The sequence below is a fragment of the Verminephrobacter eiseniae EF01-2 genome, assembly GCF_000015565.1.
Taxonomy (GTDB): Bacteria; Pseudomonadota; Gammaproteobacteria; order Burkholderiales; family Burkholderiaceae_C; genus Acidovorax; species Acidovorax eiseniae.
Map to the genome: position 1 here is coordinate 3,536,709 of NC_008786.1, position 26,306 is coordinate 3,563,014.

Consider the following 26,306-nt stretch of genomic DNA (forward strand, 5'->3'; position numbering starts at 1 on the left):
TGGCCACCGTGGCGAGGGCACTGGACATGGGCGCGATGCTCTGCCCGAACGCACCACCCCCTTCAATCATCTGAGAGATTCAGCCGATGGGGCAGGTGTGCCCAAGCGGCCCAAGCGGCCCAATAACGGCCGTGGCCTGCATTGAAATGCCGCCGCGCGGCAGCGGCCCGAACTCAATCGCAGTTGCGCCATGTCTTGCCCGCCAGCGCGCTGCGCAAGGCGGCAAGCTGTGGGCGCAGCGCGTCGGTCACGGCGGGCAGGCGCAATGTGTAGCCAATGGATTCGGGGCGCTCCCGGATGACGCGGGCGGAGCGCACGCCCTTGCTGGACAGGTTTTGCAGTTCGCGCCGGGCCGCCTCTTCCGATGAGAAGCGGCCCAGTGACAGGCCCGGTTCCCATGGGCCGCCGGCGCGGTCGAAGTCGACCTTGCGCGCGCGCAGTTCGGTGCGTTTCTTGTCCAGTGCGTCTTGGTCGTCGAAGCGCCCCATGTAGACCATCCAGCGGCCGGGCATGAGGGAAGGCTCCAGCGTCCAACTGCCCGAGGGCAGGCCGGCGGCGGCGGTGCGCAGGGCGTCGGCCTGTTGCTCGTCGAATACGCCGGCGCGCAGGCATTCGGCGCTGGCGTCGGGGGTCTGGCCCGAGGCGGTGCTGGCGGCCACCGGCTGCGCGGTGGGGGTCGGGGCGGTCGTGCCAGGGCCGGGTGGCAGGATTTGCAGCGTCTCGGGGCGGATCTGCTGGTGCATGCGCTGGGGCTCGGTCTGCGCTTCGGGGGCCAGACCCCAGGGGCGCAGCAGGCCCTGCGACCAGGCCCGGTAGCCGGCGTTGGCCAGCAGCAGCAAGATCACGGCAAGACGCAGCATGGTGTTGGGCCCTGGGGTCGGCGATTCACTCGCACACCAGCCGCACGCTGATGTCGGCGCTGGTGATGGCCTGCATGCCGCTGGCCGTTTGTACCAGCAGCGCGCCGTCTTCCGCCACGCCATATGCGGTGCCGCTGCGGCCGTCGCTCAGTGTGACGGCGCGGCCTTGCAGCAGGTCGCGGGCTGCGTAGCGCGCCTGCATGGGCGCAAAGCCGTAGCCCTCGAACGATTGCAGCATGGTCACCAGTGGCGGCACGATGCGCAGCAATGCGGCGGGGGCTTGCAATCCGGGTTCCAACTCTTGCAGGCTGCCGGGCGGCATGCTCAGTCCTGCGGCGCGGCGCGGCAGCAGGTTGATGCCGATGCCGATCACCACATAGCGGGCAGTGCCGGCGGCGCCGGGCGAGGCGGTGCGCGATGGCCCCCGGGGCGCGACGAAGCTGGCGGTCTCTACCAGGATGCCGCCGAGCTTGCGCTCGCCGGCTGCGTCGTCGAGCCACAGGTCGTTGGGCCATTTGAGCCGCAGGCGGGCGGTCTGGCCCCCGGAGGGCAGCATGGGTTGCAGGCTTTCGGCCACGCTCACGCCAACGGCCAGTGACAGGCCCGACCAGTCCTTGGGCGCCAGCGGCAGCCCCAGGGACAGCATCAAGGAGTCGATGGCGCTGGCGTTTGCCGCTTTGCCCGTCACCGCCGCGCCTGCCGTGCTGTCCGGGCCGCTGTGCCATGTGCGTCCCATGCGCCCGCGCCCGGCGGTTTGCTGCTCGGTCACCAGCAGCGTGGGGGCGCATGGGCCGGCGCGCGCGCGGCGCATGAGTTCGCTGTTGGTCGAGTCGATGCTGGGCAGCACTTGGACGGTAAAGCCTGGTAATAGTGGTGACAGCGCTTCCCGCAGCGCTTCGGTGGGCCAGCCTTGGCTGTCATGTGCGGGGGCGGTCACCGGTTGCGGCCTCGTTGGGGTGGCTCGGCAGGGCCCGGGGCCGTGGCGGCGGGCGGCGGCAGTGGTGGCGCCCAGCCGCGCTTGGGGGCCAGCAGGGTGCCACGGCAGTTCGGGCTGCCGCACCAGCAGGGGTACTCGGCCTTGAGCCGGGGGGTGTAGCGCTCCTCGACGGTCAGGCCGTAGTCGTAACTGAGTTCTTCGCCGGCCTTGATATTGCGCAGCGCCGTGATGAAAATGCGGCCCTCGCGCTCGTCGGCATAGCAGTTCGGATGGCAACTGTGGTTGATCCAGCGCGAGGAGTTGCCGCCGAACTTGGCGTCGATCACATGCTCGTCATCGACGTGAAAATAAAAGGTGTGCCGGGGTTGCATGGGGTCATGCGGGTGGCGCTGCTGCGCCTGCTGCCAATCGATGACCTGGCCGGTGTACTCCAGCAGCACGTGGCCTGCGGCGATGTCTTGCACGGCAAAAACGCCCTTGCCATGCACGCCCGAGCGCCGGGTCTGGATGCGGCGGCCGGTGCTGGTGCTGGGGGCTATGGCGGCAGGGGCGCTGGGCGGAACATGGCGGGGCATGGCAAAAACTCTGTTAACTTGGGGATGCACGCATGCGCGCGCGTATGCGCGAGGATCCGAATTGTAAAAGCGCCCGGGCCGTGCCCGGACGCACAGTACGACTGGCGAGAGAACCACCCACATGACCAAGACCCTGGTAATTGCAGAAAAGCCTTCGGTGGCGCAGGACATCGTGCGCGCACTGACCCCCGTGGCGGGCAAGTTCGACAAGCATGAGGACCACTTCGAGAACGAGCGCTATGTCGTCACCAGCGCTGTCGGCCACCTGGTGGAAATTCAGGCGCCCGAGCAGTTTGAGGTCAAGCGCGGCAAGTGGAGTTTTGCGCACCTGCCGGTGATTCCGCCGTACTTTGACCTCAAGCCCGTGGACAAGACCAAGGGCCGCCTCAATGCAGTGGTCAAGCAGGCCAGGCGCCGGGACGTGGGCGCGCTGATCAACGCCTGCGACGCGGGCCGCGAGGGGGAGTTGATTTTTCGCCTGATCGAGCAGTACGCCGGCGGCGACAAGCCCCTGGGCAAGCCGGTCGAGCGCCTGTGGCTGCAGTCGATGACGCCGCAGGCGATTCGCGACGGCTTTGCCGCGTTGCGCCCCGAGCAGCAGATGCAGGGCCTGGCCAGCGCGGCGCGCAGCCGCTCCGAGGCCGACTGGCTGGTGGGCATCAACGGCACCCGCGCGATGACGGCGTTCAACTCGCGCGATGGCGGTTTCTTCTTGACCACCGTGGGCCGGGTGCAAACGCCCACGCTGTCGCTGGTGGTCGAGCGCGAGGAAAAAATCCGCCAATTCGTCAGCCGCGACTACTGGGAAGTGCACGCCCTGTTTGGCGCCGCAGCCGGCCCATACCCCGGCAAATGGTTCAACCCCCAATGGAAGAAAAGCGATGATGCCGAGGCCCGGGCCGAGCGCCTGTGGTCTGTCGCCGAGGCCCAGGCGATTGCCCAGGCCGTGCGCGACCAGCCGGCCAGCGTCAGCGAAGAGAGCAAGCCGAGCACGCAGGCCGCGCCGCCGCTGTTTGACCTGACCAGTTTGCAGCGCGAGGCCAACGGCAAGTTCGGCTTCTCGGCCAAGACCACCTTGGCGCTGGCGCAAAGCCTGTACGAGCGCCACAAGGCCCTGACCTATCCGCGCACCGATTCGCGCGCGCTGCCCGAAGACTATCTGCCGGTGGCGCGCCAGACTTTCGAGATGCTCGCCGGCAGCGCCATGCGCCACCTGGCGCCGCACGCGCTCACGGCGCTGAACAACGGCTATGTGCGCATGTCCAGGCGCATTTTCGACAGCAGCAAGGTCAGCGATCACTTTGCCATCATCCCCACGCTGCAAGCGCCCGGCGGCCTCAACGACGCCGAGCAAAGGCTGTACGACCTGGTGGTGCGCCGCTTCATCGCGGTTTTCTTCCCGAACGCGGAATACACCGTGACCACGCGCATCAGCACGGTGAGCGTGGCGCCGAACGGGGGGGCCGCAGCCGTGCACCGCTTCAAGACCGAAGGCAAGGTGCTGGTCAAGACCGGCTGGCTGGCCGTCTACGGCAAGGAAGCGGCCGACGAGGTGGAGGGCGGCAAGGAGGGCGACAAGGGCCAAAACCTGGTGCCGGTGCAGCCCGGCGAACGGGTGCTCACCTTGCAGGCCGACCCCCGGGGCTTCAAGACCAAGCCGCCCGCCCGCTACTCCGAAGCCACGCTGCTGGGCGCGATGGAGAGCGCCGGCAAGCAGCTCGACGACGACGAATTGCGCGAGGCCATGCAGGCAAAGGGCCTGGGCACGCCCGCCACGCGCGCGGCCATCATCGAAGGACTGCTGACGGAAAAGTACATGCTGCGCGAAGGCCGCGAGATCATCCCCACGGCCAAAGCCTTTCAACTCATGCTGCTGCTGCGCGGGCTGCAGGTCGAGGAACTGTGCCGCGCCGACCTGACTGGCGAGTGGGAGTTCAAGCTCGCGCAAATGGAAAAGGGCCAGCTCAGCCGCGCGGCCTTCATGGCCGACATCGCGGCGATGACCGAGCGCATGGTGACAAAAGCCCGGGAATACGACCGCGACACCATCCCCGGCGACTACGCCACGCTGCAAGCGCCTTGCCCGAACTGCGCCGGCGTGGTCAAGGAAAACTACCGCCGCTATGCCTGCGCCGGCAAGGACGGCGCATCGCCTTGCGGCTTCAGCTTTGGCAAGTCGCCCGCCGGCCGCACCTTTGAAACTGCCGAGGCCGAGACCCTGCTGCGCGAGCGCAAGATCGGCCCGCTGGAGGGCTTTCGCTCCAAGGCCGGCTGGCCCTTCAGTTCCGAGATCGTCATCCGCTACGACGAGCAGACGCACAACTACAAGCTCGAATTCGACTTTGGCGATGACAGGAAGAACGCCGAGGAATCGGGCGCACTGGTGGAGTTCAAGGACGCCGCGCTAGGCCCTTGCCCGCTGTGCGGCGCCGGGGTGCACGAGCATGGCAACAACTACCTGTGCAGCAAGTCCGTGCCCACGGCCGCGCAGCCCGCGCCCAGTTGCAGCTTCAAGAGCGGCAGGGTCATCCTGCAACAACCGGTGGAGCGCGAGCAGATGCAAAAGCTGCTGGCCACCGGCAAGACCGACCTGCTCGACAAGTTCGTCAGCATGCGCACGCGCCGCGCGTTCAAGGCCCATCTGGTCTGGGACCCGGCCGCAGGCAAGGTCAACTTTGAATTTGCGCCGAGCAAGTTCCCGCCACGCCAGCCCGTCGCCGCTGCGGCGAAAACGTCCGCTCATGTGGGTCATGCCGGTCATGCGGGCAGGGCCGGCAGTGCGCTCAAGGCAGACAGGGCCGTGGCCGCCAAAAAAGCCCCTGTCAAGCGCGTTGCGGCCAAAGTCAAGGCCGCCGCCGCAAAGCCCCCGCGCAAGGCCGCGTAGACCGGGCCGGGGATTCAGGCCGGACTTCAGGTCGGATAAGTGCCCGGCAGCAGGATGGATGCGTCCACCCGGTTGATGTCGGTGAGGCCGCAAAACGCCATCGTGATATCCAGTTCCTTGTGGATGATCTCCAGCGCGCGGGTCACGCCGGCCTGGCCGAAGGCGCCCAGGCCGTAGAGAAAACTGCGCCCGATCAGCGTGCCCTGCGCGCCCAGGGCGCGGGCCTTGAGCACGTCCTGCCCGCTGCGGATGCCGCCGTCCATCCAGACCTCGATGGCCTTGCCTGCGGCAGCGGCAATGCCGGGCAGGGCGGCGATCGACGAGGGTGCGCCGTCGAGTTGGCGGCCGCCGTGGTTGCTGACGATCAGCGCGTCGGCGCCGCTGTTCACCGCCAGGCGCGCGTCTTCGGCGTCCATGATGCCCTTGAGGATCAGCTTGCCACCCCAGCGCTTTTTGATCCACTCGACATCGCCCCAGTGCAGCCGGGGGTCGAACTGCTCGGCCGTCCACGCGGACAGCGAGGACAGATCGCCCACATCCTTGGCATGGCCCACGATGTTGCCGAAGCTGCGGCGCGGCGTGCCCAGCATGCCCCAGCACCAGCGCGGCTTGGTGGCCAGGTCGATCAGGTTGGCCAGGCTGGGCCGTGGCGGCGCCGACAGGCCGTTTTTGATGTCCTTGTGGCGCTGGCCGAGGATTTGCAAGTCGAGCGTGAGTTGCAACGCCGAGCAGTTGGCCGCCTTGGCGCGGTCGATCAGGCGCTCGATGAAATCGCGGTCGCGCATCACATACACCTGAAACCAGAACGGGTGGCGCCCCGTGTGCTCGGCAATGTCTTCGATGGAGCAGATGCTCATCGTGGACAGCGTAAAGGGGATGCCAAAAGCCTTGGCCGCCTTGGCGCCCAGAATCTCGCCGTCGGCATGCTGCATGCCGGTCAGCCCGGTGGGCGCAATCGCCACCGGCATGGCCACATCCTGCCCCACCATGGTCGTGCGGGTGCTGCGGCCCTCCATGTTCACGGCCACGCGCTGGCGTAGCTTGATGGCCTGAAAGTCGGCCTCGTTGGCACGGTAAGTGCCCTCGGTGTACGAGCCCGAGTCGGCATAGTCATAAAACATGCGCGGCACGCGGCGCGCGGCCACCAGGCGCAGGTCTTCGATGCAGGTGATTTTCGACAGTGGGGGCACGCTGGCTCTCCGGGGATGGGGAAGATGCCCAATGGTAGACCCTGGCGCGTGGGCGGGGGGCGGGTGGCGGGTGATGGGCATCGGTTTTGCCGTCCGCCTTCGATCCCTGGCCTGGCCAATGCGACGAATACGGCGAATGCGGCGAATGCGGCGAATGCGATGAATACGGCGAGCACCGCAACGCGGGGCCTGGGCTGCATCGGCGAGCGCCTGTTTTACGCCGCCGGCCCTGTGTCTTGCTGCTTGCCGGCCCGCTCGGCGGCAAATGCCTGGTACCAGGCCAGGCAACCGGGGTTGGCCATCGCGTCCCGGTTGAGCACCTTCTCCAGGGGCTGGCCGAGCAGCAGTTTCTTGATGGGCAGTTCCTGCTTTTTGCCGCTCAGCGTGCGCGGCACCTCGGCCACGGCAAAGATGTCGTCGGGCACGAAACGCGGGCTGAGCGCCGTGCGCACCGCGCCGTTGATGCGCGCGCGCAGTGCCGCGTCGAGCGCCACGCCGGGGCGCAGCACCACGAACAGCGGCAGGTAGCTTTCGCGGCCCAGGTATTCCAGGTCCACCACCAGGCTGTCGAGCACCTCCGGCAGGGCCTCCACGGCGCTGTAGATCTCGCTCGTGCCCATGCGCAGGCCATGGCGGTTGATGGTGGCGTCCGAGCGGCCGTAGATGATGCAGCCCCCGTCGGCGCCGATCTTGAGCCAGTCGCCATGGCGCCAGACGGCGCCCATCGCGGCATCTGCGTTGCCGCCGCCGGGTTGGCGGCCATGCCCGGGCGGGTACATGTCGAAGTAGCTCGACCGGTAGCGCGCTCCGTCCTGGTCGCCCCACAGGTACAGCGGCATCGACGGGATCGGCTGCGCGCACACCAACTCGCCCACCTCGTCCACCACGGACTGCCCCTGGGCGTTCCATGCCTGCACGGCCGCGCCCAACATGCGGCATTGCATCTGTCCCGGCACCTGGCGCATTTCGCGGTGGCCGCCGATGAACGAGCCGCAAAAGTCGGTGCCGCCCGAGATGTTGTTCCACCAGATGTCCGGCCTGCCCAGCGCCCGGAACTGCGCCGTGCCCCATTCCTGCACCTCGGGCGGCAGCGGCGAGCCGGTGCTGCCCAGCGCGCGGATGCGGCGCAGATCGCCGCAGTCTTTCAGTTGCAGCCCGGCCTTCATGCAGTTGCCAAAGAAGGCCGCTCCGGCGCCAAAGAAGGTCACGCCCAGGTCGGCCGCAAAGCGCCAGAGCAGGCCCCAGTCGGGGCGCTCCTTGCTGCCGCCGGGGTTGCCGTCGTAGATCACGCAACTGGTGCCCGAGAGCAGCCCGCTGAGTTGCGCATTCCACATCACCCAGCCGGTGGAGCTGTACCAGTGGTAGCGCTCGCCCCAACTGTTGGGCTCGTAGCTGGAGCCGATGTCGTTGTGCAGCACCTTGAGCGATAGCGCCACCAGCAACATGCCGCCATGGCCGTGCACGATGGGCTTGGGCAGGCCCGTGGTGCCGCTGGAGTAGACGATCCACAGCGGGTGGTCGAACGGCAGCCACAGTGGCTCGAAACCGGCGGTTTGCGCATCGTCGCGGGCGCAGGCGCGGCGCCAATCGGCCCATCCTGTCAGCGCAGCACGGGTGTCCAGGTCGTTCAGCAGCAGCGCATGCTGCACGCTCGGCAGGGCTGCGCGCAGTTCGGTCAGCACGCTGCGGCGGTCGTGGTCGCGGCCGCCGTAGGTCACGCCATCGACGCCGATCAGCACCTTGGGGCGGATCTGACGGAAACGGTCGAGCACCGCATGGGTGCCCATGTCGGGCGCGCAGATGCTCCACACGCCGCCGATGCTGGCGGTGGCCAGACAGGCGATCATGGCCTCGGGCACATTCGGCAGGTAGGCGGCCACGCGGTCGCCCGGCTGCACGCCCTGGGCTTGCAGGTGCAGGGCCAGCGCGGCCACCTGGCGCTGCAGTTCGGGCCAGGACAGTTCCCGGTGCCGGCCTTTTTCATTGCGGCTGATGATGGCCGGCTGGCCGCTGGCATGCGCCGCAGCCACATGCCGCAGCGCCTGGCGCGCGTAGTTGACCTGCGCACCGGGAAACCATTGCGCGCCCGGCATGCGGTTGCTGGCCAGCACGGCGCTATGGGGCGTGGGCGACTGCAAATCGAAGTAATCCCATATGCTTTGCCAGAACGCATCAAGCTCGGTGGTCGACCAGCGCCACAGCGCGTCGTAGCTGTCAAAGCGCAGGCCGCGCCGGTCGCGCAACCAGTCCTGGTACAGGCGGATCTGGGGGATGAAGGCGGGGGTGTCCGGGGTTGTCTCCATGGTGCCGCGAGCGTACCAGCATGCGCGTGCCGGCCATACCGGGTCGTTTCCGAATTGACATGCGCGCGCCAGGCCCTGGCTGCGCGCCGCCCGCTGCGCGCAGCCCGCCAGTGCCCAAAGTGCCCAAATCAGCCCAACACCCCGGCCACCAACTGCGCCACCCGATCACAGCGCGCCGCCAGCGCCGGGTCATGCGTGACCAGCACGAACGCCGTGCCCTGTTCGCGCGCCAGTTGCAGCATCAGATCGAACACGCCATCGGCCGTGCTGCGGTCCAGATTGCCGGTGGGTTCATCGGCCAGCACACAGGCCGGCTGCGTCACCAATGCGCGCGCGATCGCCACGCGCTGGCGCTCGCCGCCCGACAGTTCGGCCGGGCGATGCTGCAAGCGCCCGAGCAAACCGACGGCCGCGAGCACGCGCTGCGCCTGGGCATGGCAGTGCGCCAGCGGCAGGCGGCGAATGCGCAGCGGCATGGCCACGTTGTCCAGCGCGCTGAACTCGGGCAGCAGGTGGTGGAACTGGTAGATGAAGCCCAGGTGCTGGTTGCGCAGCCGGCCCTGGCGCTCGGCCGACAGCGCCGACAAGACCTCGCCCTGAAGGCGCACCATGCCCGAGGTCGGCGCATCCAGCCCGCCCAGCAGGTGCAGCAAGGTGCTCTTGCCCGAGCCGGACGCGCCGACGATGGCCAGCGTCTGGCCCGCATGGACTTGCAGATCGACGCCTTGCAAAACGCGCACATCGAGGCGCCCTTCGGTGAAGCGCTTGGTCAGGCCCCGGGCTTGCAGAACCGCCCCCTGGGCGCCAGCGCCGGCTGCGGGTGTTTCATTCATGGCGCAGCGCCTCGGCCGGGTTCACCCGGCTGGCACGCCAACTGGGGTAGAGCGTGGCCACGAAGGACAGCGCCAGCGCGATCATGGCAATCGGCACGATGTCGCCGCTTTGCGGCTCGCTGGGCATTTTGCTGATCAGGTAGATGTCCTGGGGCAAAAAGCGCGCGTTCAGCGCCTGCTCGATGGCCGGCACGATCACGTCGATGTGCAGCGCAATCCCCAGGCCCAGCGCCAGGCCGAGCAGCGTGCCGATCACGCCGACCAGCGCGCCTTGCACCACAAAAATGCCCATGATGCTTTTCGGGCTGGCGCCCAGCGTGCGCAAGATGGCGATGTCGGCGCGCTTGTCGGTCACGGTCATCACCAGCGTGCTGACCAGGTTGAACGCGGCCACGGCCACGATCAGCGTGAGGATGATGAACATCATGCGTTTTTCCAACTGCACGGCGGCAAACCAGGTGCGGTTTTGCTGCGTCCAGTCGCGGATCAGCAATGCCCCGCTCAGGGTTTGCGCCAGTTCGCCCGCCACCGCGTGCGCCCGGTGCAGGTCGCGCAACTTCAGGCGCACGCCGGTCGGGCCTTCCAGGCGCAAAATGCGCTGGGCGTCCTGATGGTGCAGCAGCACCAGGGCCGAGTCGTATTCGTAATGGCCCGAGTCGAACATGCCCGCCACCGTCATTTGCTTGAGGCGCGGCACCACGCCGGCCGGGGTGAGTTGGCCGGCCGGGGCGATCAGCGTCACCGCATCGCCCACGCCCACGCCCAGGTCACGGGCCAGCACGCTGCCCAACACCACGCGAAATTGGCCGGGCACCAGCCGCCCGAGCAGCCGTGCGTTGCTGGCGGCCAGATCGGTCACCGCGCCTTCCAGCGCCGGGTCTATGCCCCGCACCAGCGCGCCCTTCATGTCCTCGCCGCGCGCCAGCAGGGCCTGGGCCGAGACAAAGGGGGCCGCGCCGATCACGTTGACGTTCTGCCGGGCCTGCGCCAGCGTCAGCGCCGGGTCGGCCAGCGCCGCCCCCCGGGGCGCGAAGATCTCGATGTGCGAGACCACGCTGAGCATGCGGTCGCGCACATCCTTTTGAAACCCGTTCATCACCGACAGCACAATGATCAGCGCCGCCACCCCGAGCGCAATGCCGAGCATCGACACGCCCGAGATGAACGAAATGAAGCCGTTGCGCCGCGTGGCCCGACCGGCCCGGGTATAGCGCCAGCCCAGGGCCAGTTCATAAGGAATGGAGGGGATTTGCATGGTGGAAAAAACAGGGCCTGCGCGTTGCAGGCCGGGGCCGATTGTGGCATCCCGCAAAATACCCCGATGCCGGACCGCCCCCATGTGCTCATCCCCTACGCCACGAGCGCCAGCGAAGGCTGCCGGCACAGTTTGCAAAACCTGGCCCTGCCCCATCTGGAGCGGCTGCTGGCCCGGCTCAGCCCGCAGCCAGACCGGGCCATATCGGGCCGGGAAACCAGCCTCTCGCCCCCGCACGAGCGCGCGCTGGCCCGGGCGCTGGGCCTGCCCGATGAAGACGGGCGCATCCCCTGGGCCGCCTGGCACCGGCAGCAACAGGGCCAGGCCACGCAGGGACTGGCCTGGGCATTCATCACCCCCTGCCAATGGCAGGTCGGCACCGACCATGTCATGCTGCGCGACCCGCAGGGCCTGGACGAAGCAGCATCGCGCGCACTGCTGGCCAGCATGTCGCCCTGGTTTGCCCAGGACGGCATCACCCTGCATTACGACCAACCCACGCGCTGGCTCGCCAGCGGCGCACTGTTCGCCACGCTGGCCAGCGCATCGCTGGAGCGCGTGCTGCTGCGCGACCTGCGCAGTTGGCTGCCACGCGACCTCGACCTGCATCGCGGGCCCACCGATGCGCACGCGGCCCGCCGCCTGCAGCGCCTGCACAGCGAGATGCAGATGCTGCTCTACACCCACCCCCTGAACGACGCGCGCGCAGAACGCGGCCTGCCACCGATCAACGCCTTCTGGGTGCACGGCACAGGCACCCTGCCCACCGCGCTGCCCGCAACCAGCACGCCGCCCACGGTGCTCGACACATTGCGCGACCCCGCCTTGCACGAGGACTGGAGCGCCTGGGCTGCGGCCTGGAGCGCGCTCGACGCCGGCCCCGTGGCCGGGCTGCTGCGCCAGACCGACAGCGGCCAGAGCGTGCTTTTGACACTCTGCGGCGAGCGCAATGCCATCCGCTGGCACAGCGCCCGGCGCGGATGGCTGCGGCGGATGCAAAGCCTTTTCCAGCCCCCGCGCATGATCGACATACACCACATGCTATGAAAATAGTAGCCAGAGAGATCCCCCCCCGTGCCGTCTGGACGCTCGAGCAGGCCGGGGTACACCCCCTGCTGGCCCGCCTGTACGCCGCGCGCGGCGTGCGCGCCAAAGACGAACTCGACGACGACCTGGCCCGTCTGCTGCCACCGCAGGGCCTGAAAGGCATCGCCGCCGCGGCCCGACTGCTGGCCGATGCCGTGGCGCGCGACCAGCGCCTGCTGATCGTTGCCGACTACGACTGCGATGGCGCCACCGCCTGCGCCGTCGGCGTGCGCGGCCTGCGCCTGCTGGGCGCCAGGCATGTCGACTACCTGGTGCCCGACCGCATGACCGACGGCTACGGCCTGACCCCGCCCATCGCCCGCCGTGTGAAAGAACGCGGCGCCGATCTGCTGATCACCGTGGACAACGGCATCGCCAGCGTCGCCGGCGTGGCCGAAGCCAAGGCGCTGGGCCTGTCGGTGCTCGTCACCGACCACCACCTGCCCGGCCCCGAACTGCCGGCAGCCGACGCCATCGTCAACCCCAACCAGCCCGGCTGCGGGTTCGAAAGCAAAGCGCTGGCCGGCGTCGGCGTGATGTTCTACGTGCTGCTGGCGCTGCGCTCGGAACTGCGCGCGCGCGCGCTGCTGAACGCCGACACCCAACCCCGGCTCGACCCGCTGCTGGCACTGGTAGCCCTGGGCACCGTGGCCGATGTGGTCAAGCTCGACGCGAACAACCGGCGCCTGGTGGCGCAGGGCCTCAGACGCATCCGCACCGGCACCCTGCCTGCCGGCGTGGCCGCGCTGTTCACCGCCGCCGGGCGCAAAGCCCAGGCCGCCACCACCTTCGACTTCGGCTTTGCGCTGGGCCCGCGCATCAATGCCGCAGGGCGCCTGGCCGACATGACGCTGGGCATCGAATGCCTGCTGACCGACGACAGCGGCCGCGCCGCCGAACTGGCCGGCACGCTCGACCGCATCAACCGCGAGCGCCGCACCATCGAGGACGGCATGCGCGGGCAGGCCATGCTGCTGGCCGAAAACCTGTGCGCCGGCGGCGCAGCGCCGCCACCGGCCATCAGCGTGTTCGACCCCGACTTTCACGAAGGCGTGGCAGGCATCGTGGCCTCGCGCATCAAGGACAAACTGCACCGCCCCGCCTTCGTGTTCGCCGTCAGCCGCGCGCCGGGCAAGGAGCATGAGCTCAAAGGCTCGGGCCGATCGATTGCCGGGTTTCACCTGCGCGACGCGCTCGACCTGGTGGCCAAGCGCCACCCGGGCGTATTGCTGAAATTCGGCGGCCATGCAATGGCCGCAGGCTGCACGCTGGCCGCGCAGACCTTCGCGGTGTTCGAGCAGGCCCTGGCCCAGGTCGCGCAAGAATGGCTGGACGCTGCCACCCTGACGCGGCGCATCGAAACCGACGGCCCGCTGGCGCGTGAATACTGCCGCGCCGAAATGGTCGACACATTGCACCGCGAAGTCTGGGGCCAAGGCTTTGCGCCACCGACCTTCAGCGAAGAAGTCGAAGTGCTGAGCCAGCGGCTGGTGGGCGACAAACACCCGGCGCTCAAACTCAAGCTCAGGCACCAGGGCCACCCGGTGGACGGCATCTGGTTCGGCCACACCGAACCCCTGCCAGCGCGCGTACTGCTGGCCTTTCGCCTCGATGTGAACGAGTACCAAGGCGAGCGCAAGGTGCAGTTTCTGATCGAGGGCGCGCAACTGTCGCAGAGCCCGGGATGAAAACCCGGCCTGCTATACTCCCCCGCGCTGCGCCAGCCATCACATCAGCACATCGCATGTGACGGATCCCTGACGCAACGCCGATGTAGCTCAGTTGGTAGAGCAACGCACTCGTAACGCGTAGGTCACCAGTTCGAATCCGGTCATCGGCACCAATCGAAGTGTTTTGGTTCGTGCGTTCCTCGCACGAACCAGGGCCGCGCCACCCGCCTCCGACCGCGCCCCCGCCCACGATGCCAGGGTGGGGCGCGGCGTGTGCGCGCCGGAGCGTGCGTCGATGGCCTCCAACCGGTAGTACGGCAGGTGGTCCACGAAGTGCGCCACCAGGGTCTGTGCAACCAGGCCCGCCCTTGTCGATGATCTGCGGCTCCACAGGTTCCTGGGCCAGGCGCTGGCAGCACTTGCACACCCACTTGCCACGGATGTGGCGGTGCACGAAGAACTCGGCGGGCACCACGTCCAGCCGTTCGCTCACATCCTCGCCGATGCGCACCATCGGCTCGACATGCCCGGCTGCATGCACGAGGCCACTGCGTTGGCCTTCAAATCGTCGCTGTGGGTACACTGGGTTCCGAGCAGATGCTGCAGGGTGCCGCTGCCGTTCGAACCAAAGGCCAACCGGTCTTTGGCGGCCCTCGCTGCTGCGATCAATCCTTGCACATCCACAACGGGTGATTTGGCATTGATCACCAGCACATTGGGAACCAGAGCGACCGTAGTGATGGGCGTAAAACTCTTTTCGAAATCGTAGGAAAGATTTTTGTAAACGCTCGTGGCGATGGCGTGGTGCACTGCGCCCATCAGGAGCGTGTAGCCATCCGGCTTGGCCGTGGCGACATAGGCCGCGCCCAGCGTGGCACCGGCGCCAGGGCGATTGTCAACGATGACGGGTTGACCGAGACGCAACGATAGTTTCTCGGCAAGAGCCCGTGCCAGGATGTCGGAACTCCCGCCGGGCGGGAATGGAACGATCAGGGTCATGGGCTTGGTCGGGAAACCTTGGGCGCTGGTGATCACGGCGGCCAAGCCGAGTGCAATGGCGGTCACGATGGCGCGCAGGCGAAATCGTTGGATTTTCATGGCTTGTCTCCTTATATCTTTCAGATCATTCAAACTTCAGTGGTCAAGGCGTGGTTGCCAGCCTTGATTGCTGAACTGGTTGACTCACCACCGTGCAGCCTGTGTCTCCTGCGAGCCCGAGCTCGAATTTCAGCCCAGGGCGCACGGTGGTGGTCTGTTTGTTCTGCCGCATCCCGAATGGTTGACCGAACACATTTCGTATTCATAAGGCTGGGAGCCACAGGACTTGTATGAGTGAACCCGTTTATGTAGGTATCGACGTGGCCAAGCGCACCTTCGAGGTGGCCACCACTGGTCAAGCACAGACCTTCAGTCTTGGCAACGATGAGGCCGGGCATGCCCAGTTGTGCCAACTGCTGGCGCCGCTGTCGCCGCGCCTGGTGCTGCTGGAGGCCACTGGCGGCTACGAGCAGGACCTGGCGCTTGCCTTGTCCGCGGCAGGCTTGCGTGTGTCGGTGATCAATCCGCGCCAAGCACGCGACTTTGCCCGCTGCATGGGCAAACTGGCCAAGACCGATCGCATCGATGCGCAGGCGCTGCGCGGCTTTGCAGCCTTGCTGGACGCCCAGGGTCACGAGCCGCGCATGCTGGCCGACGAGCAGCAGCGCGAGTTGACCGCCCTGGTGGTGCGCCGCCGCCAACTCGTGGCCATGCTGGTGGCCGAACGCCAGCGACTGGCCCTGGCACATCCCAAGGCCAAGCCCAGCATCCTGCGGATCATGGCTACCATTGCCGAGCAACTCAACGACCTGGACGGGCAGCTCAAGGAGCATGTCCTGGCACACCACGCCGATCTGGCGGCCTTGCTGACCTCGGTCAAGGGCGTGGGTCCCACCACGGCCAGCACGCTGCTGGCGCAACTGCCCGAGTTGGGCCAGCTCAATCGCAAGCAGATCACCTCGCTGGTGGGCTTGGCCCCCATCAATCGGGACTCGGGCACGCTGCGTGGGCAGCGCCACATCTTCGGTGGTCGCGCCGACGTGCGCCGCGTGCTGTTCGTGGCCGCCTTGGTAGGCACGCGCTTCAATCCCGTGCTCAAAGCCTTCTATGCAAGGCTGCTGGCCGCCGGCAAGCCCAAAAAGGTCGCTCTGGTCGCCTGCATGCACAAGTTGTTGGTCATCTTGAACGCCATCGCTCGCACCAAGTCGCCTTGGCGCAACGAGCTTGCTGAAGCGGTTTGACTTTGTCATTCAAGATGGTTGCTGATTTTTCAAGTTACCAAAGTTGCGATACGTTCACCGCTGGTGTGCCGTCCCGTAAATGGCGGGACAAAATGAAAGTAATGCGTTTCGTGCCAGGGCAGGGTGCCATTTGATTTCATCTGCAGTCATTTGCGGGACGGCACACCAGGTGTTGACACACAGCATTCGTGACCTGTGCGGTAGTGGCCTTGCCGCCCAAATCACGGGTGTGCAGCGCCGGGTTGGCCGTGACACTTTCGATGGCGCGCATGACCTTTGCAGCAGCTTCGTTTTCGCCCAGATGTTCGAGCAGCATCACTACCGACCAGAACGTGCCCACCGGATTGGCCAGGCCCTTGCCCATGATGTCGAAGGCCGAGCCGTGGATGGGCTCGAACATCGACGGGTAACGCTGTTCCGGGTCGATGTTGCCGGTCGGGGCAATGCCCAGGCTGCCGGCCAGGGCCGCAGCCAGATCGCTCAGGATGTCGGCATGCAGATTGGTGGCGACGATGGTGTCCAGCGTGGCCGGGCGGTTGACCATGCGTGCGGTGGCTGCGTCGACCAGTTCCTTGTCCCATTGGACGTCCGGATATTCTTTCGAGATCTGCACCGCGATCTCGTCCCACATCACCATCGCGTGGCGTTGGGCGTTGCTCTTGGTGATGACGGTCAGTAGTTTGCGGGGCCGCGATTGGGCCAGCCTGAAGGCGAAACGCATGATGCGTTCGACGCCGGCACGGGTCATTATCGATATGTCGGTGGCGGCTTCGATTGGATGGCCTTGGTGCACACGACCGCCGACGCCGGCGTATTCACCTTCGGAGTTTTCACGCACGATGACCCAGTTCAGGTCATTCGGGCCGCAGCGCCTGAGCGGGCTGTCGATACCGGGCAGGATGCGCGTCGGGCGCACATTGGCGTACTGGTCGAAGCCCTGGCAGATCTTCAGGCGCAGGCCCCACAGCGTGATGTGGTCAGGAATGTGCGGATCGCCGGCCGAGCCGAACAAAATTGCGTCCTTGCCGCGCAATGCGTCCAGGCCGTTGTCCGGCATCATCATGCCGTGCTCGCGGAACCAGTCACTGCCCCAGACGAAGTTCTCGAATTCAAACCTGAAACTGCTGCCGGAACTGGCCAGCGTTTCGAGGACGCGTTGGCCGGCGGGCACGACTTCTTTGCCAATGCCGTCGCCAGGGATCGTTGCGATGCGGTATGTCTTCATGAATTGTCTCTGTACGGATCGTTGATAGCGGCACTGTAAGAACTGGACGCCCCGATGCAACGTCGTTAAAGTCAATCCATTGTTTACTTGAAATCAACGACAAGACATCATGAGTGGCAGCGGCATCCAGCCAGCCGATTTTGGCTTTTTCTCCACACTTGCAACCGCTGGCAGCCTGAGCGCTGCTGCTCGTGAATTGGGCATTACGACGCCTGCGGTCAGCAAGCATCTGGCATCGATGGAGTCGCGCATGGGCGTGACTTTGGTAAACCGCACGACGCGCCGCATGAGTCTCACCCCGGAGGGAGAGGTGTATTTGGAGCATGCACGCCGAATCCTCAGCGACATCGACGGCTTGGAGCAATTGATCCATGGCGCAACAACCTCCGCCAGGGGGCTGTTGAGAGTGAATGCGACACCCGGTTTCGGCCGCAGTCATATCGCGCCCCTCGTTTCAAAGTTCATCTTCGGGCATCCCGGCGTCGAAGTGCAGCTTCAACTGTCGGTCAATCCACCGCCGTTGACCGAGGACTCGTTCGATGTCTGCATTCGTTTTGGTTCACCCCCTGATGCCCGGGTCATCGCCAGGCACATCGCCCCCAATCGCCGTCTTCTGTGCGCGTCTCCGGTGTATATCGCCAAGCATGGTTTGCCCGAAGTTCCGCGCGACCTGACACGGCATAACTGCATCGGTATTCGCCAGGGGGATGAAGCCTATGGGGTGTGGCGATTGACAAGTGGCTGCGGTCGATTCAGTACCACCGAGGTCGTCAAAACCAGAGGCAACCTGACGACCAACGACGGCGAAATAGCGGTGAATTGGGCACTGGACGGTCACGGCATTCTGATGCGCGCCGAGTGGGACATCGAGAGGTATTTGAAGAGCGGACGGCTTGTACAAGTCCTGCCGCAGTGCCACACGCCCGATGCGAACATCCATGCCGTTTATCCCAAGCGGCATCAAAATGCCGGGAGGGTACGGGCGTTCGTGGAGTTCATCACCCGCTCCCTGACGCCGAACCTTGCCCCTTGATCCGACAACAAACCCGGCATCCATGCGGGTTTCGCCCTTTTGGGCACCAGGACACGACCCCCTCTGCACCGAGGTGGTTGATAAACTGCTTGGGCACGATGCGATCATGGCGCCAGAAAGCACCATTGCAACAGACCCTCCGTCGCTGACAGACCCCATGCACCTGCCTTCCATTACCGCGTTAAGGGCGTTGGATGCCATCGCCAGGCATGGCACCGTGTCGCGCGCAGCCAGCGAACTTTTTCTGACACGCAGCGCAATCAGTCACCAAATCAACGTGCTGGAACAAACCCTTGGCTTTGCAGTAACGCAAAGAGCAGGGCGCGGTATCACGCTGACCTATCGGGGTCAGCGCTATCTGCACGAGGCCCGGCGTGTGCTTTCCATCCTGGAAGAGGCGGTGCGGCGTAGCGCCGGTGGCGAAGTGGCCGGACATTTGCGTGTGAGCTGCACGCCTGGTTTTGCGGTCTACTGGCTCTGTCACCATCTCGGTGCGTTTCAGGGCGCGTACCCGCATGTGGAGCTGAGCATCACAGCGCCGCGTGCGTCGGACGAAGTGAACCCGCGCGACGCCGACCTGTTTATCGTCTATGGCAGTGGCAACTGGCCTGACTTTTCTGTTGAACCCATCACCTCGCTGAGTTACTTTCCCGTCTGCAGTCCGATGCTGATCAATGCACGCGGCCGTCCGCTGGCGCTGGATGATCTCGCCGATGTACTGCTGTTGCACATGGGCAATCATGCGGACTGGGCGCAGTGGCTCGGGGCTGCGGGTGCGCACCACATCGACGGCCGGCGTGGCATCGTGTTTTCGGAAGCTCCGTTCGCGCAGGAAGCAGCGATCTCGGGGCAGGGCGTGACGATCGGCGATACCTTCCTGAGCGGTGATGCGATCGCTCGCGGGCTACTCGTGCGCCCGTTCGATGTGACGGTTGAATCGCCGCACGGCTACTACCTGGTGGCGCGTCCGGAGCCGTCGCAACGTCCGGAAGTTCGCGCCTTCAGTGAATGGTTGCTCGATGAGTTGCGCGTGTCGATACGCGCATGGAGCGATCACTCGCGTTACGCATGAAGTGAAAAGCGGCGCTGCCTGATGGCGTGCCAAGGCGCGCCCACGGCATGTTTTTGGCAGTTCGTTGGCTCGCTCCATCCGGAAAACCACCGCCGACCTGCTGTGGCGTGGCGCGCGCGCACTGTTTCAGGCATGTTGGCGCCCGGGATGGGTGAATAATTTTGACACTTTGCGGCTATTTTCTTCGATTGTTGTGCAGTTTTTCGTCATGTACATTCGATTCACATTGACGCCGGGTGCCGGCGTACGGACGAATCAACTTATAGCGACAGGCTGTGGGCACGCTCATCAAAAACCAGTTGTGCGCCGAGGGCATTGCCAAGCGTTATGGCTCATTTGTCGCGCTCGACGATGTATCGATCAGCGTGCGCGCGGGCGAATTTCTGACGCTGCTCGGTCCGTCCGGTTCGGGCAAGACGACGCTGCTGATGATTCTCGCCGGCTTCGTCGATCCAAGCGCCGGCCGGTTGTTGGAAGATGGCGTCGACATCACTCGCCGGCCGCCGGAAAAACGCAACTTCGGCATGGTGTTTCAGGGCTATGCGCTGTTTCCGCATATGTCGGTGTTCGACAACGTGGCATTTGCATTGCGGGTTCGCAAGGTCGATGCCTCTGCTCGCCGCGAGCGCGTGACACGCATCCTCGATGTCGTCGGCCTCGGTGCGCATTCGCATAAGCGTCCGCACCAGCTATCCGGTGGACAGCAGCAGCGCGTGGCGATTGCCCGCGCATTGGTATTCGAACCGGAACTTTTGCTGCTCGACGAACCGCTGTCTGCGCTGGACAAGAATATGCGCGAGCAGTTGCAGGTCGAGTTGCGGCGGATTCATCGGCAGGTGGGGACGACTTTCATGTTTGTCACGCACGACCAAGAAGAGGCGTTGGCACTTTCGACCCGAATCGCGATTTTCGACAAAGGGGAACTGGTGCAAATCGACACGCCGGAGCAGATTTATGCATGTCCGGTCAACCGTTTCGTCGGCGAATTCCTCGGCAAGATGAACGTTTTCGCGCTCGATTCACAGCGTGAAGATGGCGAAATCACGCTTGGCAACTGTGGCGCTGCCGTGTTGCGTGCGAAATCGTGCGGTGGTTGCGGCCCGAAGGTGCTGGCGGTGCGGCCGGAACATATGAAACTGCATGTCCGGCCGCCGATACCGTCGACCGACAACGTGGTCATGGGGACGATAGTCGAACGCATGTTCCACGGTTCACGCACCACATTTTCCATACGCACCAGCGTCGGCAACTCGACCGGTTGCAATGTGCTGATCGACGCCCCGCCGGACCATCCGGCCCGCACGCTCGGTAGCACCGCACCCGTGTGGCTGAGTTGGTGCCCGTCGAACAGCATTCTGCTCGCCGCTTGAGAGGACTGGCCACGAGTCCCGATGAACGCAACACAGCCATTTTCACAACGGAGCACCCAATGGATAAGCACCACCCAAGTGACTGCATCGAGATTCTCATGGATCGTGCACGCGAGGGCAAAATCAGCCGCCGCCGTTTCGTCAAGGCAATGGGCATGCTGGCGGTGCTGCCGGCCGCGATGCGGGCGGGAGTCGGCTTTGCGCAGGGCAAGCAGCTTGTCGTGGTGAACTGGGGCGGCGATGCGATCGATGCGTACCGCAAATCCTGGGCGGATGAGTTCAGCCGCAGCAGTGGTATTCCGGTGAAGATAGATGGCAGCGGTCCGACCGACGGCGCGATCCGGGCCCAGGCCGCAAGCGGCCGCCCGAGTTGGGACGTGGTTGATGCCGAACCATATACCGCGCTGTCGCTCGGGCGAGCCGGCATCTGCCAGCCGCTCGACTACACGGTCATCGAGCGCAACAAGGTGGCACCCGGTTTCGCCCACGACTATGGCATTGCGAGCTATCTCTTCAGCTATGTGATGGCATGGGACAGCAGGAAATACGGTGCCAAGGGACCGCGCACATGGGCCGATTTCTGGAACGTCCAGGCTTTTCCGGGCAAGCGCACATTGTTCAAATGGATGAACGGGATGCTGGAGGCGGCATTGCTCGCGGATGGCATCGCTCCATCGGCGCTGTATCCGCTGGACGTGCCGCGCGCGCTGCGCAAGCTCGATGAATTAAAGCCGCACATTCTCGCGTACTGGGGCTCGGGGGCAGAAAGCCAGCAGTTGATGGTAAATGGCGATGTGTCGGTTGGTGCGATCTGGAATACGCGCGCGGGGCTGCTGGAGCAGGACTCCGATGGCCGCATCCAATGGGGCTACGACAATGCGTTCGTCACGCCGAGCTACTGGGCCGTACTGAAAAACAATCCGGCGGGTGCGCAGCCGGCCATGCGGTTCATCGCATATGCACAGGATCCGAAAACGCAAGTCGAACTGTTCAAACTGACCGGCAACAGTCCGGCCAATCCGGCGGCGCGGGCGCTGATTCCCGCCGATCTGCGTGCGCGCGATTGCGGCTCGCCCGAGAACCTTGCCAAGCAGATTCGTCTGAACGGTGATTGGTATGCGGACCACTATGCCGCCGCGCTCGAACAATATCTGAGACGGTTGGCCAAGTAGATGGGTGATGAATGCCGTGAACTCCACCGCCTTCAAACGCGCATTGCTGATCGCACCGCTGCCGCTATTGCTGGCGCTGCTCTATGGTTTGCCGCTGGCCGGTGTGATCGGCTGGAGCGTCACTTTGCCGACGCCTGGCCTGGAGCAGTATCGGCAGGTGGTGACCGATCCATCGATTCGGGACATGCTGCTGCGCACGTTGCGGCTGTGCCTGTCCAGCACCGTTCTTGCGGTTGCGATTGGCTATCTGCTGTCGTATTGCTGGGTGTTCGCGTCGCGTCCATGGCAGCGTGTGGTGGAAATCGCGGTGTTCGTACCGATGTGGATTTCGGTCCTGGTGCGTGCATTCGGCTGGCTGATTGCGCTTGGCAACGAGGGCATTCTCAACACCTTGCTGATGAGCGTTGGCTTGATTCACGGGCCTGTGCAAATGACGCGCAATGAGTTTGCCGTGGTCGTTGGCATGGTGCATTTCATGGTGCCATATGCGGTCTTTCCGCTGTCTTCGAGCATGCGCCAAATCGACCGGCGCACGCTGCTTGCAGCACGCGGTTTGGGCGCCGGCGGCCTGCGCACCTTCTGGGCCGTGCTGGTGCCGCAGACGCTGCCCGGACTGCTTGGTGCCTTTCTGATCGTGTTCGTGTTCTGCCTTGGCTTTTTCATCACACCGGCCATTCTTGGCGGCGGACAGACCACCATGATCGCCGAATATGTTTATCTGCAGATGTTCCAGACCAACAACTGGGGTCTCGGTGCAGCGTTGAGCGTCGTGCTGCTGGCGTTCATAGGGCTGATGGCCGCGCTCCTGATGTGGGCGAGCCGCGTCAACAAACTGGTCCGTTGAAATGGATGCCAAAAATGGATGCCAAACATACCGGTCATATGAGCCGCTCCATGGCCGTCTTCGCCATCGGCTTTTTGTTGTTCCCGTTGCTCGCGGTGGTGCCCGTGTCGTTCACGTCAAAGCGCTACCTGTCGATGCCTGAGGGCCACTGGTCGCTGCGCCACTATGCCGCGTTGTTCAGCAGCAGCGACTGGATGTCCAGCATAGTCCAGAGCGTGCTGGTGGCGGCGTGCGCGAGCGTGATCGCGACGGTGCTCGCGGTGACATTCAGCGTGGGTGTCTGGTATGTGCGCTCACGCATCGCCAAGGCGATGGTGGCGCTCGTGCTGGTGCCGATGGTGATTCCGCCGGTGATTTCCGCGATGGTGCTGTATTTCATGGAGACGAAGCTGGGTTCGTGGATGCCGTCGGCCGGTTATGACACGCTGCCCGGCGTCGTGATCGCGCACATCGTGGTGATTACGCCGTACTGCGTGGTGACGATGCTCGTCGCGTTGTCCCCACTCGACCGGCGCATCGAGCTTGCCGCGCGCAATCTTGGGGCGGGGCTGGCGCAAACCACGTTCATGGTGGTGTTGCCGAACCTCAAATTGGCCATTGCGTCGACGTTTTTCCTCGGGCTTGCGCTGTCCTGGGAAGAAATTTCGGTGACGCTGTTCGTGACCAGCGTCAACGTCAATACCGTGCCGCGACATATCTGGACGGATCTGCGGGACAACATCAGTCCTGGCGTCGCGGCGATTTCCGTGCTGCTGCTTGCGCTCACGACGGCCGTGCTGCTCGGGCGCATGGCGGTGCAGCATCTGGCAGCACGCAGGCAAACCACGCACTGAGGAACTCCGTCATGGCAAGTGCGAACGGGGCGGAGATGCGCAGATCGGTGCGCTACCACGCTGTGGTGGGGATCTCTTTCGCCACGGGTGCGAGTTTGCGGACCTCAGTGCGCGCGTCGACCAGATCGGCAATCCGTTTGCGCGCCGGCCGGGCACCGGCGGCAGGTTGCTGCCAGTGCTGGCCGGCCCGTGCCTGGTCTGGATTTGCCGCCCAGCGGAGACCAGTTCGACGGTGTGCGCGAGGTTCCCGAAGTGGCGCAGATGCTCGTTGCAGATGAAGTGCAAACACGGCACGCACTTGGACACTTGGAGCGTGTTCGTTGGAACGGGTCAAAGCACTCCAAACCACTTTGGGCCCTGGCCTGAAGCTGAATGCGAAATATGTTCAACCCATCCGTGAGGAATATCACACATGACGTTCAATCTCAGAAATCGGCGTGAGGATGGCAGCACGCCGGTGCTCGATACATGGGGTGCCAATAGCGACTATGGATTGCTGCGCGACGTGCTGCTTGGCCCGGCCGAAAATTACCAGTGGCTCGAGACGAGCTCGCTGTCGAAGAAGAGTCTGCGCACTGGCCTGCGTTTCGATGCAGACGTAGCGTGCCGACAACATGCGGAGATGGTCGACGCCTATCGTTCGGCGGGCGTGACGGTGCATTTCCATGCGGCGGATCCCGAACTGCCTTATCAGATTTTTGCCCGGGATTCGTCCGTCATGACGCCCTACGGTGCGGTGATCACCAATATGGCTCAGTGGTGGAGACGCGGGGAGAACTTCCGCGCGATCGAGACATATCAGCGGCTCGGTATCCCGATCTACGACTACGTCACCGCCGGCACGTTCGAAGGCGGCGACTTCGACATCATCGAACCGGACTGCGTGCTGATCGGCTGGGAGGGCGTCGAGGGCCGCTCGCAGGAGCAAGGCGCGCTGCAACTCAAAAGATGGTTCGAGAAGGAGGGCTGGGAAGTGCGCTTGTGCGGCATCGACCCGTATTACGTTCACATCGATCTGATGGTCGTGATGCTGGCGCCCAAACTCGCTGCGGTATGTCTCGAAACGATCGATCCAGGCGTCGTCGACTGGTTGCAGGGCAAGGGCATCGAGATCGTCGCCGTGCCGTTCAAGGACACGATGATGCTCGGCTGCAATGTCGTCGCGCTTGGCAGCGACCGTGTGCTGTTGCCCAACAGCAGTCACTTTCTGAAGGAGCGTTTGAAAGCCCTTGGCTTGCAGGTCTACGACCCTGAGATCGACATGATCGCGAATGGCGGTGGCGGCGTGCACTGCATGTGCCAGCCTTTGCGGCGTGATCCTGTTTGACGGCAAGCGGTAGCACGCATCCTCATCGACGGAGGGCGGTCTCGATTGCTGGCGCGCAGGCGCCCGCGCACCTGCCCGAAGGCCGGTCTGCCGGGGCGCTGCCGGGTCCAGGCCAGGCTCTGTCAGAATCCGGCATCGATCACGGGACTTGGGACGTGAAATCATTCGGGCCAGGCCCCGTGCGGTACATCGACCCGGGAATCATCTATGACAGCCAGTCTCGTCGTGGGGGCGATCAGCCTCGAAGCAACCCGGTTGGCTGCGAACCGGCTTGGAGTGCTGCTGCGCGGCAGCCGGTGCGGGGAGATCGTGCGCGAGCTTGCCAGCGCCCGCACGATCCGCAGTGCCGAGACCCTGATCCCGTCCGCGCGACGCACCGCCTCGCTGCTGCACTTTACGAGCCTGCTCGAAATCGCGGCCAAGGAAAGCGGGCGCATTCACCTGGGCCTGGACATGGCCGGGGCCGATCCGCCGCACGAGGTTGGCATCGTGAGCGGCCTGTTCCTCTACGCATCGACCGTGGGCCAGGCGCTGGAAGATTTGGTGCGGTTCTTTCCCATCATCCAGACCGGCACGACAGTCCGGCTCGCCTGCGAACAGGGCATCGCGCGTTTCATCTACAGCATCCAGGACCCGAGCATCAGCGACCGGTTGCAAGACGCGGCCTACACGCTCGGCAAGATCTGCCGGTCGCTGCGCCGGGCCACGGGCGATGCGTGGTCGCTCGAGCAGGTGACGATGGCGATGCCTGCCCCGGCCTCGTTGCAGGCCTACACCCGCTTCTTCCGTGCCCCGGTGGTTTTCAACGCACAAGCCACCGCGCTGTGCTTTCCCGCAGCGTTTCTTGCGCTGCCCATTCGCACCGCCAACGCCGAGCGCTACGGCAACTTCTGCGCAGGCATGGCCAAAGCCTTGCCGGCAAACGAAGACCCCGGCCTGCTGGAAGATGCGCTTCGGGCCTGGATGAAGCAGGTGCTGCGCGAGTCGGGCGCCACGCTCGAACACGCGGCGGCCGACTTCGGCATCACGCCACGCACGCTGCAGCGGCGCTTGCGCGGCCTGGGCATCGGCTTTGTCGATCTGCGCGCGCAGGTGCGCATGGAGACCGCGCGCCGCATGCTCGTCGACAGCCACCTGTCGGTGACGTGCATCGCCGAGCAGCTCGGCTTCAGCGAACCCAGCGCCTTCACGCGCGCTTTCCGCCGGCACACGCGCCAGAGCCCACGCGCGTTCCGCCAGGCCGCAGCGTGCCTTCCCGGAGGTGCCGCGCGCGACATGCGCGGCGATTGTCGCGTCCAGTCAAGTTTTCTCCGGATGCCCGGGCTAAGCTGACCCTAGTGTCGCGTTACCGATCATCTGTCGGTCTGCGCTGGCCATCGAAGCGCATCGCGGCGTTGCATCGCTTGCCAATACGCTCGGTATGGGCGGCGCGATGCGCCTTGCGCTGCGCTCCGATGGCTGCGCGCAGCCTACGACATCTGATCGGTGACGCGACACTAGGCATTGAGGAGGCGCTGTGATGTGCGCGTTTTCACCGTTGCGCCAGTTGCACGCACCC

Annotated in this window: 22 protein-coding genes, 1 tRNA gene and 1 pseudogene; 14 read left to right on the plus strand and 10 right to left on the minus strand. The window is 65.2% G+C overall.

Features of this window, described 5'->3' with window-relative positions:
- Window positions 1–173: 173 nt before the first annotated feature.
- From VEIS_RS15440 to VEIS_RS15450, 3 genes are read right to left on the minus strand one after another with little or no spacing between them, the layout of a single operon-like run.
- Window positions 174–860 carry an SPOR domain-containing protein gene (locus tag VEIS_RS15440; protein WP_011810897.1) on the minus strand — a complete coding sequence of 229 codons (687 nt, stop codon included), beginning with the start codon at window positions 858–860 and terminating at the stop codon, window positions 174–176.
- Window positions 861–885: 25 nt separating this feature from the next.
- Window positions 886–1,797, minus strand: coding sequence for a biotin--[acetyl-CoA-carboxylase] ligase (locus tag VEIS_RS15445; RefSeq protein WP_011810898.1), 912 nt, complete (start codon window positions 1,795–1,797; stop codon window positions 886–888).
- Window positions 1,794–2,372 carry an SET domain-containing protein gene (locus VEIS_RS15450; protein ID WP_041950086.1) on the minus strand — a complete coding sequence of 193 codons (579 nt, stop codon included), beginning with the start codon at window positions 2,370–2,372 and terminating at the stop codon, window positions 1,794–1,796. Before VEIS_RS15450 ends, VEIS_RS15445 begins: the two co-directional genes overlap by 4 nt.
- A gap of 121 nt (window positions 2,373–2,493) precedes the next feature.
- Between VEIS_RS15450 and VEIS_RS15455 the strand changes: the two genes are divergently transcribed.
- Entirely contained in the window at window positions 2,494–5,256 is a 2,763-nt protein-coding gene (locus tag VEIS_RS15455) for a DNA topoisomerase III (protein WP_011810900.1), read from the plus strand.
- Window positions 5,257–5,282: 26 nt separating this feature from the next.
- On the opposite strand, the gene VEIS_RS15460 is transcribed toward VEIS_RS15455, so the two are convergent.
- The 4 genes from VEIS_RS15460 to VEIS_RS15475 form a co-directional block, all read right to left on the minus strand.
- On the minus strand, window positions 5,283–6,446 hold the full coding sequence (locus tag VEIS_RS15460) for an alpha-hydroxy acid oxidase (RefSeq protein ID WP_041950087.1): 1,164 nt from the start codon (window positions 6,444–6,446) through the stop codon (window positions 5,283–5,285).
- Window positions 6,447–6,661: 215 nt separating this feature from the next.
- Window positions 6,662–8,749 carry an acetoacetate--CoA ligase gene (locus VEIS_RS15465; RefSeq protein ID WP_011810902.1) on the minus strand — a complete coding sequence of 696 codons (2,088 nt, stop codon included), beginning with the start codon at window positions 8,747–8,749 and terminating at the stop codon, window positions 6,662–6,664.
- Between the two features lie 128 nt (window positions 8,750–8,877).
- Window positions 8,878–9,582 (minus strand): lipoprotein-releasing ABC transporter ATP-binding protein LolD, encoded by a 705-nt coding sequence (gene lolD / locus VEIS_RS15470; RefSeq protein WP_011810903.1) that lies wholly within the window; start codon window positions 9,580–9,582, stop codon window positions 8,878–8,880.
- The gene (locus VEIS_RS15475) at window positions 9,575–10,837 is read right to left on the minus strand and encodes a lipoprotein-releasing ABC transporter permease subunit (RefSeq protein WP_011810904.1); all 1,263 of its coding nucleotides are present in this window, start codon (window positions 10,835–10,837) and stop codon (window positions 9,575–9,577) included. Before VEIS_RS15475 ends, lolD begins: the two co-directional genes overlap by 8 nt.
- A 66-nt stretch (window positions 10,838–10,903) precedes the next feature.
- On the opposite strand from VEIS_RS15475, the gene VEIS_RS15480 reads away from it, so the two are divergent.
- The 3 genes from VEIS_RS15480 (at window position 10,904) to VEIS_RS15490 (ending at window position 13,766) form a co-directional block, all read left to right on the plus strand.
- Entirely contained in the window at window positions 10,904–11,884 is a 981-nt protein-coding gene (locus tag VEIS_RS15480; RefSeq protein WP_011810905.1) for a phosphoglycerate mutase, read from the plus strand.
- Complete coding sequence (gene recJ / locus VEIS_RS15485; RefSeq protein WP_011810906.1) at window positions 11,881–13,611, plus strand: single-stranded-DNA-specific exonuclease RecJ; 1,731 nt, start codon at window positions 11,881–11,883, stop codon at window positions 13,609–13,611. Before VEIS_RS15480 ends, recJ begins: the two co-directional genes overlap by 4 nt.
- 79 nt (window positions 13,612–13,690) lie before the next feature.
- Window positions 13,691–13,766: transfer RNA gene (locus VEIS_RS15490), tRNA-Thr, on the plus strand.
- A gap of 67 nt (window positions 13,767–13,833) precedes the next feature.
- On the opposite strand, the pseudogene VEIS_RS26525 reads toward VEIS_RS15490, so the two are convergent.
- Together VEIS_RS26525 and VEIS_RS15495 are read right to left on the minus strand one after the other, a co-directional pair.
- A pseudogene (locus VEIS_RS26525) lies at window positions 13,834–14,104 on the minus strand (IS66 family transposase zinc-finger binding domain-containing protein); the annotation flags it as partial.
- Window positions 14,083–14,691 carry a Bug family tripartite tricarboxylate transporter substrate binding protein gene (locus tag VEIS_RS15495; RefSeq protein ID WP_011810907.1) on the minus strand — a complete coding sequence of 203 codons (609 nt, stop codon included), beginning with the start codon at window positions 14,689–14,691 and terminating at the stop codon, window positions 14,083–14,085. The gene VEIS_RS15495 and the pseudogene VEIS_RS26525, both read right to left, overlap by 22 nt.
- Window positions 14,692–14,921: 230 nt before the next feature.
- Between VEIS_RS15495 and VEIS_RS15500 the strand changes: the two genes are divergently transcribed.
- Window positions 14,922–15,872: an IS110 family RNA-guided transposase gene (locus VEIS_RS15500; RefSeq protein WP_011808093.1), complete on the plus strand. Its 951-nt coding sequence runs from the start codon at window positions 14,922–14,924 to the stop codon at window positions 15,870–15,872.
- 136 nt (window positions 15,873–16,008) lie between these two features.
- On the opposite strand, the gene VEIS_RS15505 is transcribed toward VEIS_RS15500, so the two are convergent.
- A complete protein-coding gene (locus tag VEIS_RS15505) occupies window positions 16,009–17,097 on the minus strand; it encodes a tartrate dehydrogenase (RefSeq protein WP_011810908.1) in 1,089 nt (362 codons plus the stop codon).
- A 109-nt stretch (window positions 17,098–17,206) separates the two neighbouring features.
- Between VEIS_RS15505 and VEIS_RS15510 the strand changes: the two genes are divergently transcribed.
- The 9 genes from VEIS_RS15510 (at window position 17,207) to VEIS_RS26530 (ending at window position 26,268) form a co-directional block, all read left to right on the plus strand.
- On the plus strand, window positions 17,207–18,130 hold the full coding sequence (locus tag VEIS_RS15510) for a LysR substrate-binding domain-containing protein (protein WP_011810909.1): 924 nt from the start codon (window positions 17,207–17,209) through the stop codon (window positions 18,128–18,130).
- Window positions 18,131–18,203: 73 nt separating this feature from the next.
- Window positions 18,204–19,202 (plus strand): LysR substrate-binding domain-containing protein, encoded by a 999-nt coding sequence (locus tag VEIS_RS15515; protein WP_198137871.1) that lies wholly within the window; start codon window positions 18,204–18,206, stop codon window positions 19,200–19,202.
- A 275-nt stretch (window positions 19,203–19,477) separates the two neighbouring features.
- Entirely contained in the window at window positions 19,478–20,572 is a 1,095-nt protein-coding gene (locus VEIS_RS15520) for an ABC transporter ATP-binding protein (RefSeq protein WP_011810911.1), read from the plus strand.
- Window positions 20,573–20,631: 59 nt separating this feature from the next.
- A complete protein-coding gene (locus VEIS_RS15525; RefSeq protein ID WP_011810912.1) occupies window positions 20,632–21,744 on the plus strand; it encodes an ABC transporter substrate-binding protein in 1,113 nt (370 codons plus the stop codon).
- 7 nt (window positions 21,745–21,751) lie between these two features.
- A complete protein-coding gene (locus VEIS_RS15530) occupies window positions 21,752–22,588 on the plus strand; it encodes an ABC transporter permease (RefSeq protein ID WP_011810913.1) in 837 nt (278 codons plus the stop codon).
- Between the two features lie 14 nt (window positions 22,589–22,602).
- Window positions 22,603–23,421 (plus strand): ABC transporter permease, encoded by an 819-nt coding sequence (locus VEIS_RS15535; protein ID WP_041950088.1) that lies wholly within the window; start codon window positions 22,603–22,605, stop codon window positions 23,419–23,421.
- 412 nt (window positions 23,422–23,833) lie between these two features.
- Complete coding sequence (locus VEIS_RS15540) at window positions 23,834–24,748, plus strand: dimethylarginine dimethylaminohydrolase family protein (protein WP_011810916.1); 915 nt, start codon at window positions 23,834–23,836, stop codon at window positions 24,746–24,748.
- A gap of 207 nt (window positions 24,749–24,955) precedes the next feature.
- Complete coding sequence (locus VEIS_RS15545) at window positions 24,956–26,080, plus strand: AraC family transcriptional regulator (protein WP_011810917.1); 1,125 nt, start codon at window positions 24,956–24,958, stop codon at window positions 26,078–26,080.
- Between the two features lie 5 nt (window positions 26,081–26,085).
- Window positions 26,086–26,268 (plus strand): hypothetical protein, encoded by a 183-nt coding sequence (locus VEIS_RS26530; RefSeq protein WP_232287712.1) that lies wholly within the window; start codon window positions 26,086–26,088, stop codon window positions 26,266–26,268.
- Window positions 26,269–26,306: the final 38 nt, after the last annotated feature.

Bases quoted from the DNA above. Each gene is read 5' to 3' on its own strand.
- VEIS_RS15480 (WP_011810905.1), top strand. From the start codon at position 10,904: ATGCCGGACCGCCCCCATGTGCTCATCCCCTACGCCACGAGCGCCAGC.
- VEIS_RS15465 (WP_011810902.1), bottom strand. From the start codon at position 8,749: ATGGAGACAACCCCGGACACCCCCGCCTTCATCCCCCAGATCCGCCTG.
- VEIS_RS15510 (WP_011810909.1), top strand. From the start codon at position 17,207: ATGAGTGGCAGCGGCATCCAGCCAGCCGATTTTGGCTTTTTCTCCACA.
- VEIS_RS15530 (WP_011810913.1), top strand. From the start codon at position 21,752: ATGAATGCCGTGAACTCCACCGCCTTCAAACGCGCATTGCTGATCGCA.
- VEIS_RS15545 (WP_011810917.1), top strand. From the start codon at position 24,956: ATGACAGCCAGTCTCGTCGTGGGGGCGATCAGCCTCGAAGCAACCCGG.
- VEIS_RS15505 (WP_011810908.1), bottom strand. From the start codon at position 17,097: ATGAAGACATACCGCATCGCAACGATCCCTGGCGACGGCATTGGCAAA.
- VEIS_RS15450 (WP_041950086.1), bottom strand. From the start codon at position 2,372: ATGCCCCGCCATGTTCCGCCCAGCGCCCCTGCCGCCATAGCCCCCAGC.
- VEIS_RS15440 (WP_011810897.1), bottom strand. From the start codon at position 860: ATGCTGCGTCTTGCCGTGATCTTGCTGCTGCTGGCCAACGCCGGCTAC.
- VEIS_RS15500 (WP_011808093.1), top strand. From the start codon at position 14,922: ATGAGTGAACCCGTTTATGTAGGTATCGACGTGGCCAAGCGCACCTTC.
- VEIS_RS15455 (WP_011810900.1), top strand. From the start codon at position 2,494: ATGACCAAGACCCTGGTAATTGCAGAAAAGCCTTCGGTGGCGCAGGAC.
- VEIS_RS15475 (WP_011810904.1), bottom strand. From the start codon at position 10,837: ATGCAAATCCCCTCCATTCCTTATGAACTGGCCCTGGGCTGGCGCTAT.
- lolD (WP_011810903.1), bottom strand. From the start codon at position 9,582: ATGAATGAAACACCCGCAGCCGGCGCTGGCGCCCAGGGGGCGGTTCTG.
- VEIS_RS15495 (WP_011810907.1), bottom strand. From the start codon at position 14,691: ATGAAAATCCAACGATTTCGCCTGCGCGCCATCGTGACCGCCATTGCA.
- recJ (WP_011810906.1), top strand. From the start codon at position 11,881: ATGAAAATAGTAGCCAGAGAGATCCCCCCCCGTGCCGTCTGGACGCTC.
- VEIS_RS15535 (WP_041950088.1), top strand. From the start codon at position 22,603: ATGGATGCCAAACATACCGGTCATATGAGCCGCTCCATGGCCGTCTTC.
- VEIS_RS15540 (WP_011810916.1), top strand. From the start codon at position 23,834: ATGACGTTCAATCTCAGAAATCGGCGTGAGGATGGCAGCACGCCGGTG.
- VEIS_RS15525 (WP_011810912.1), top strand. From the start codon at position 20,632: ATGGATAAGCACCACCCAAGTGACTGCATCGAGATTCTCATGGATCGT.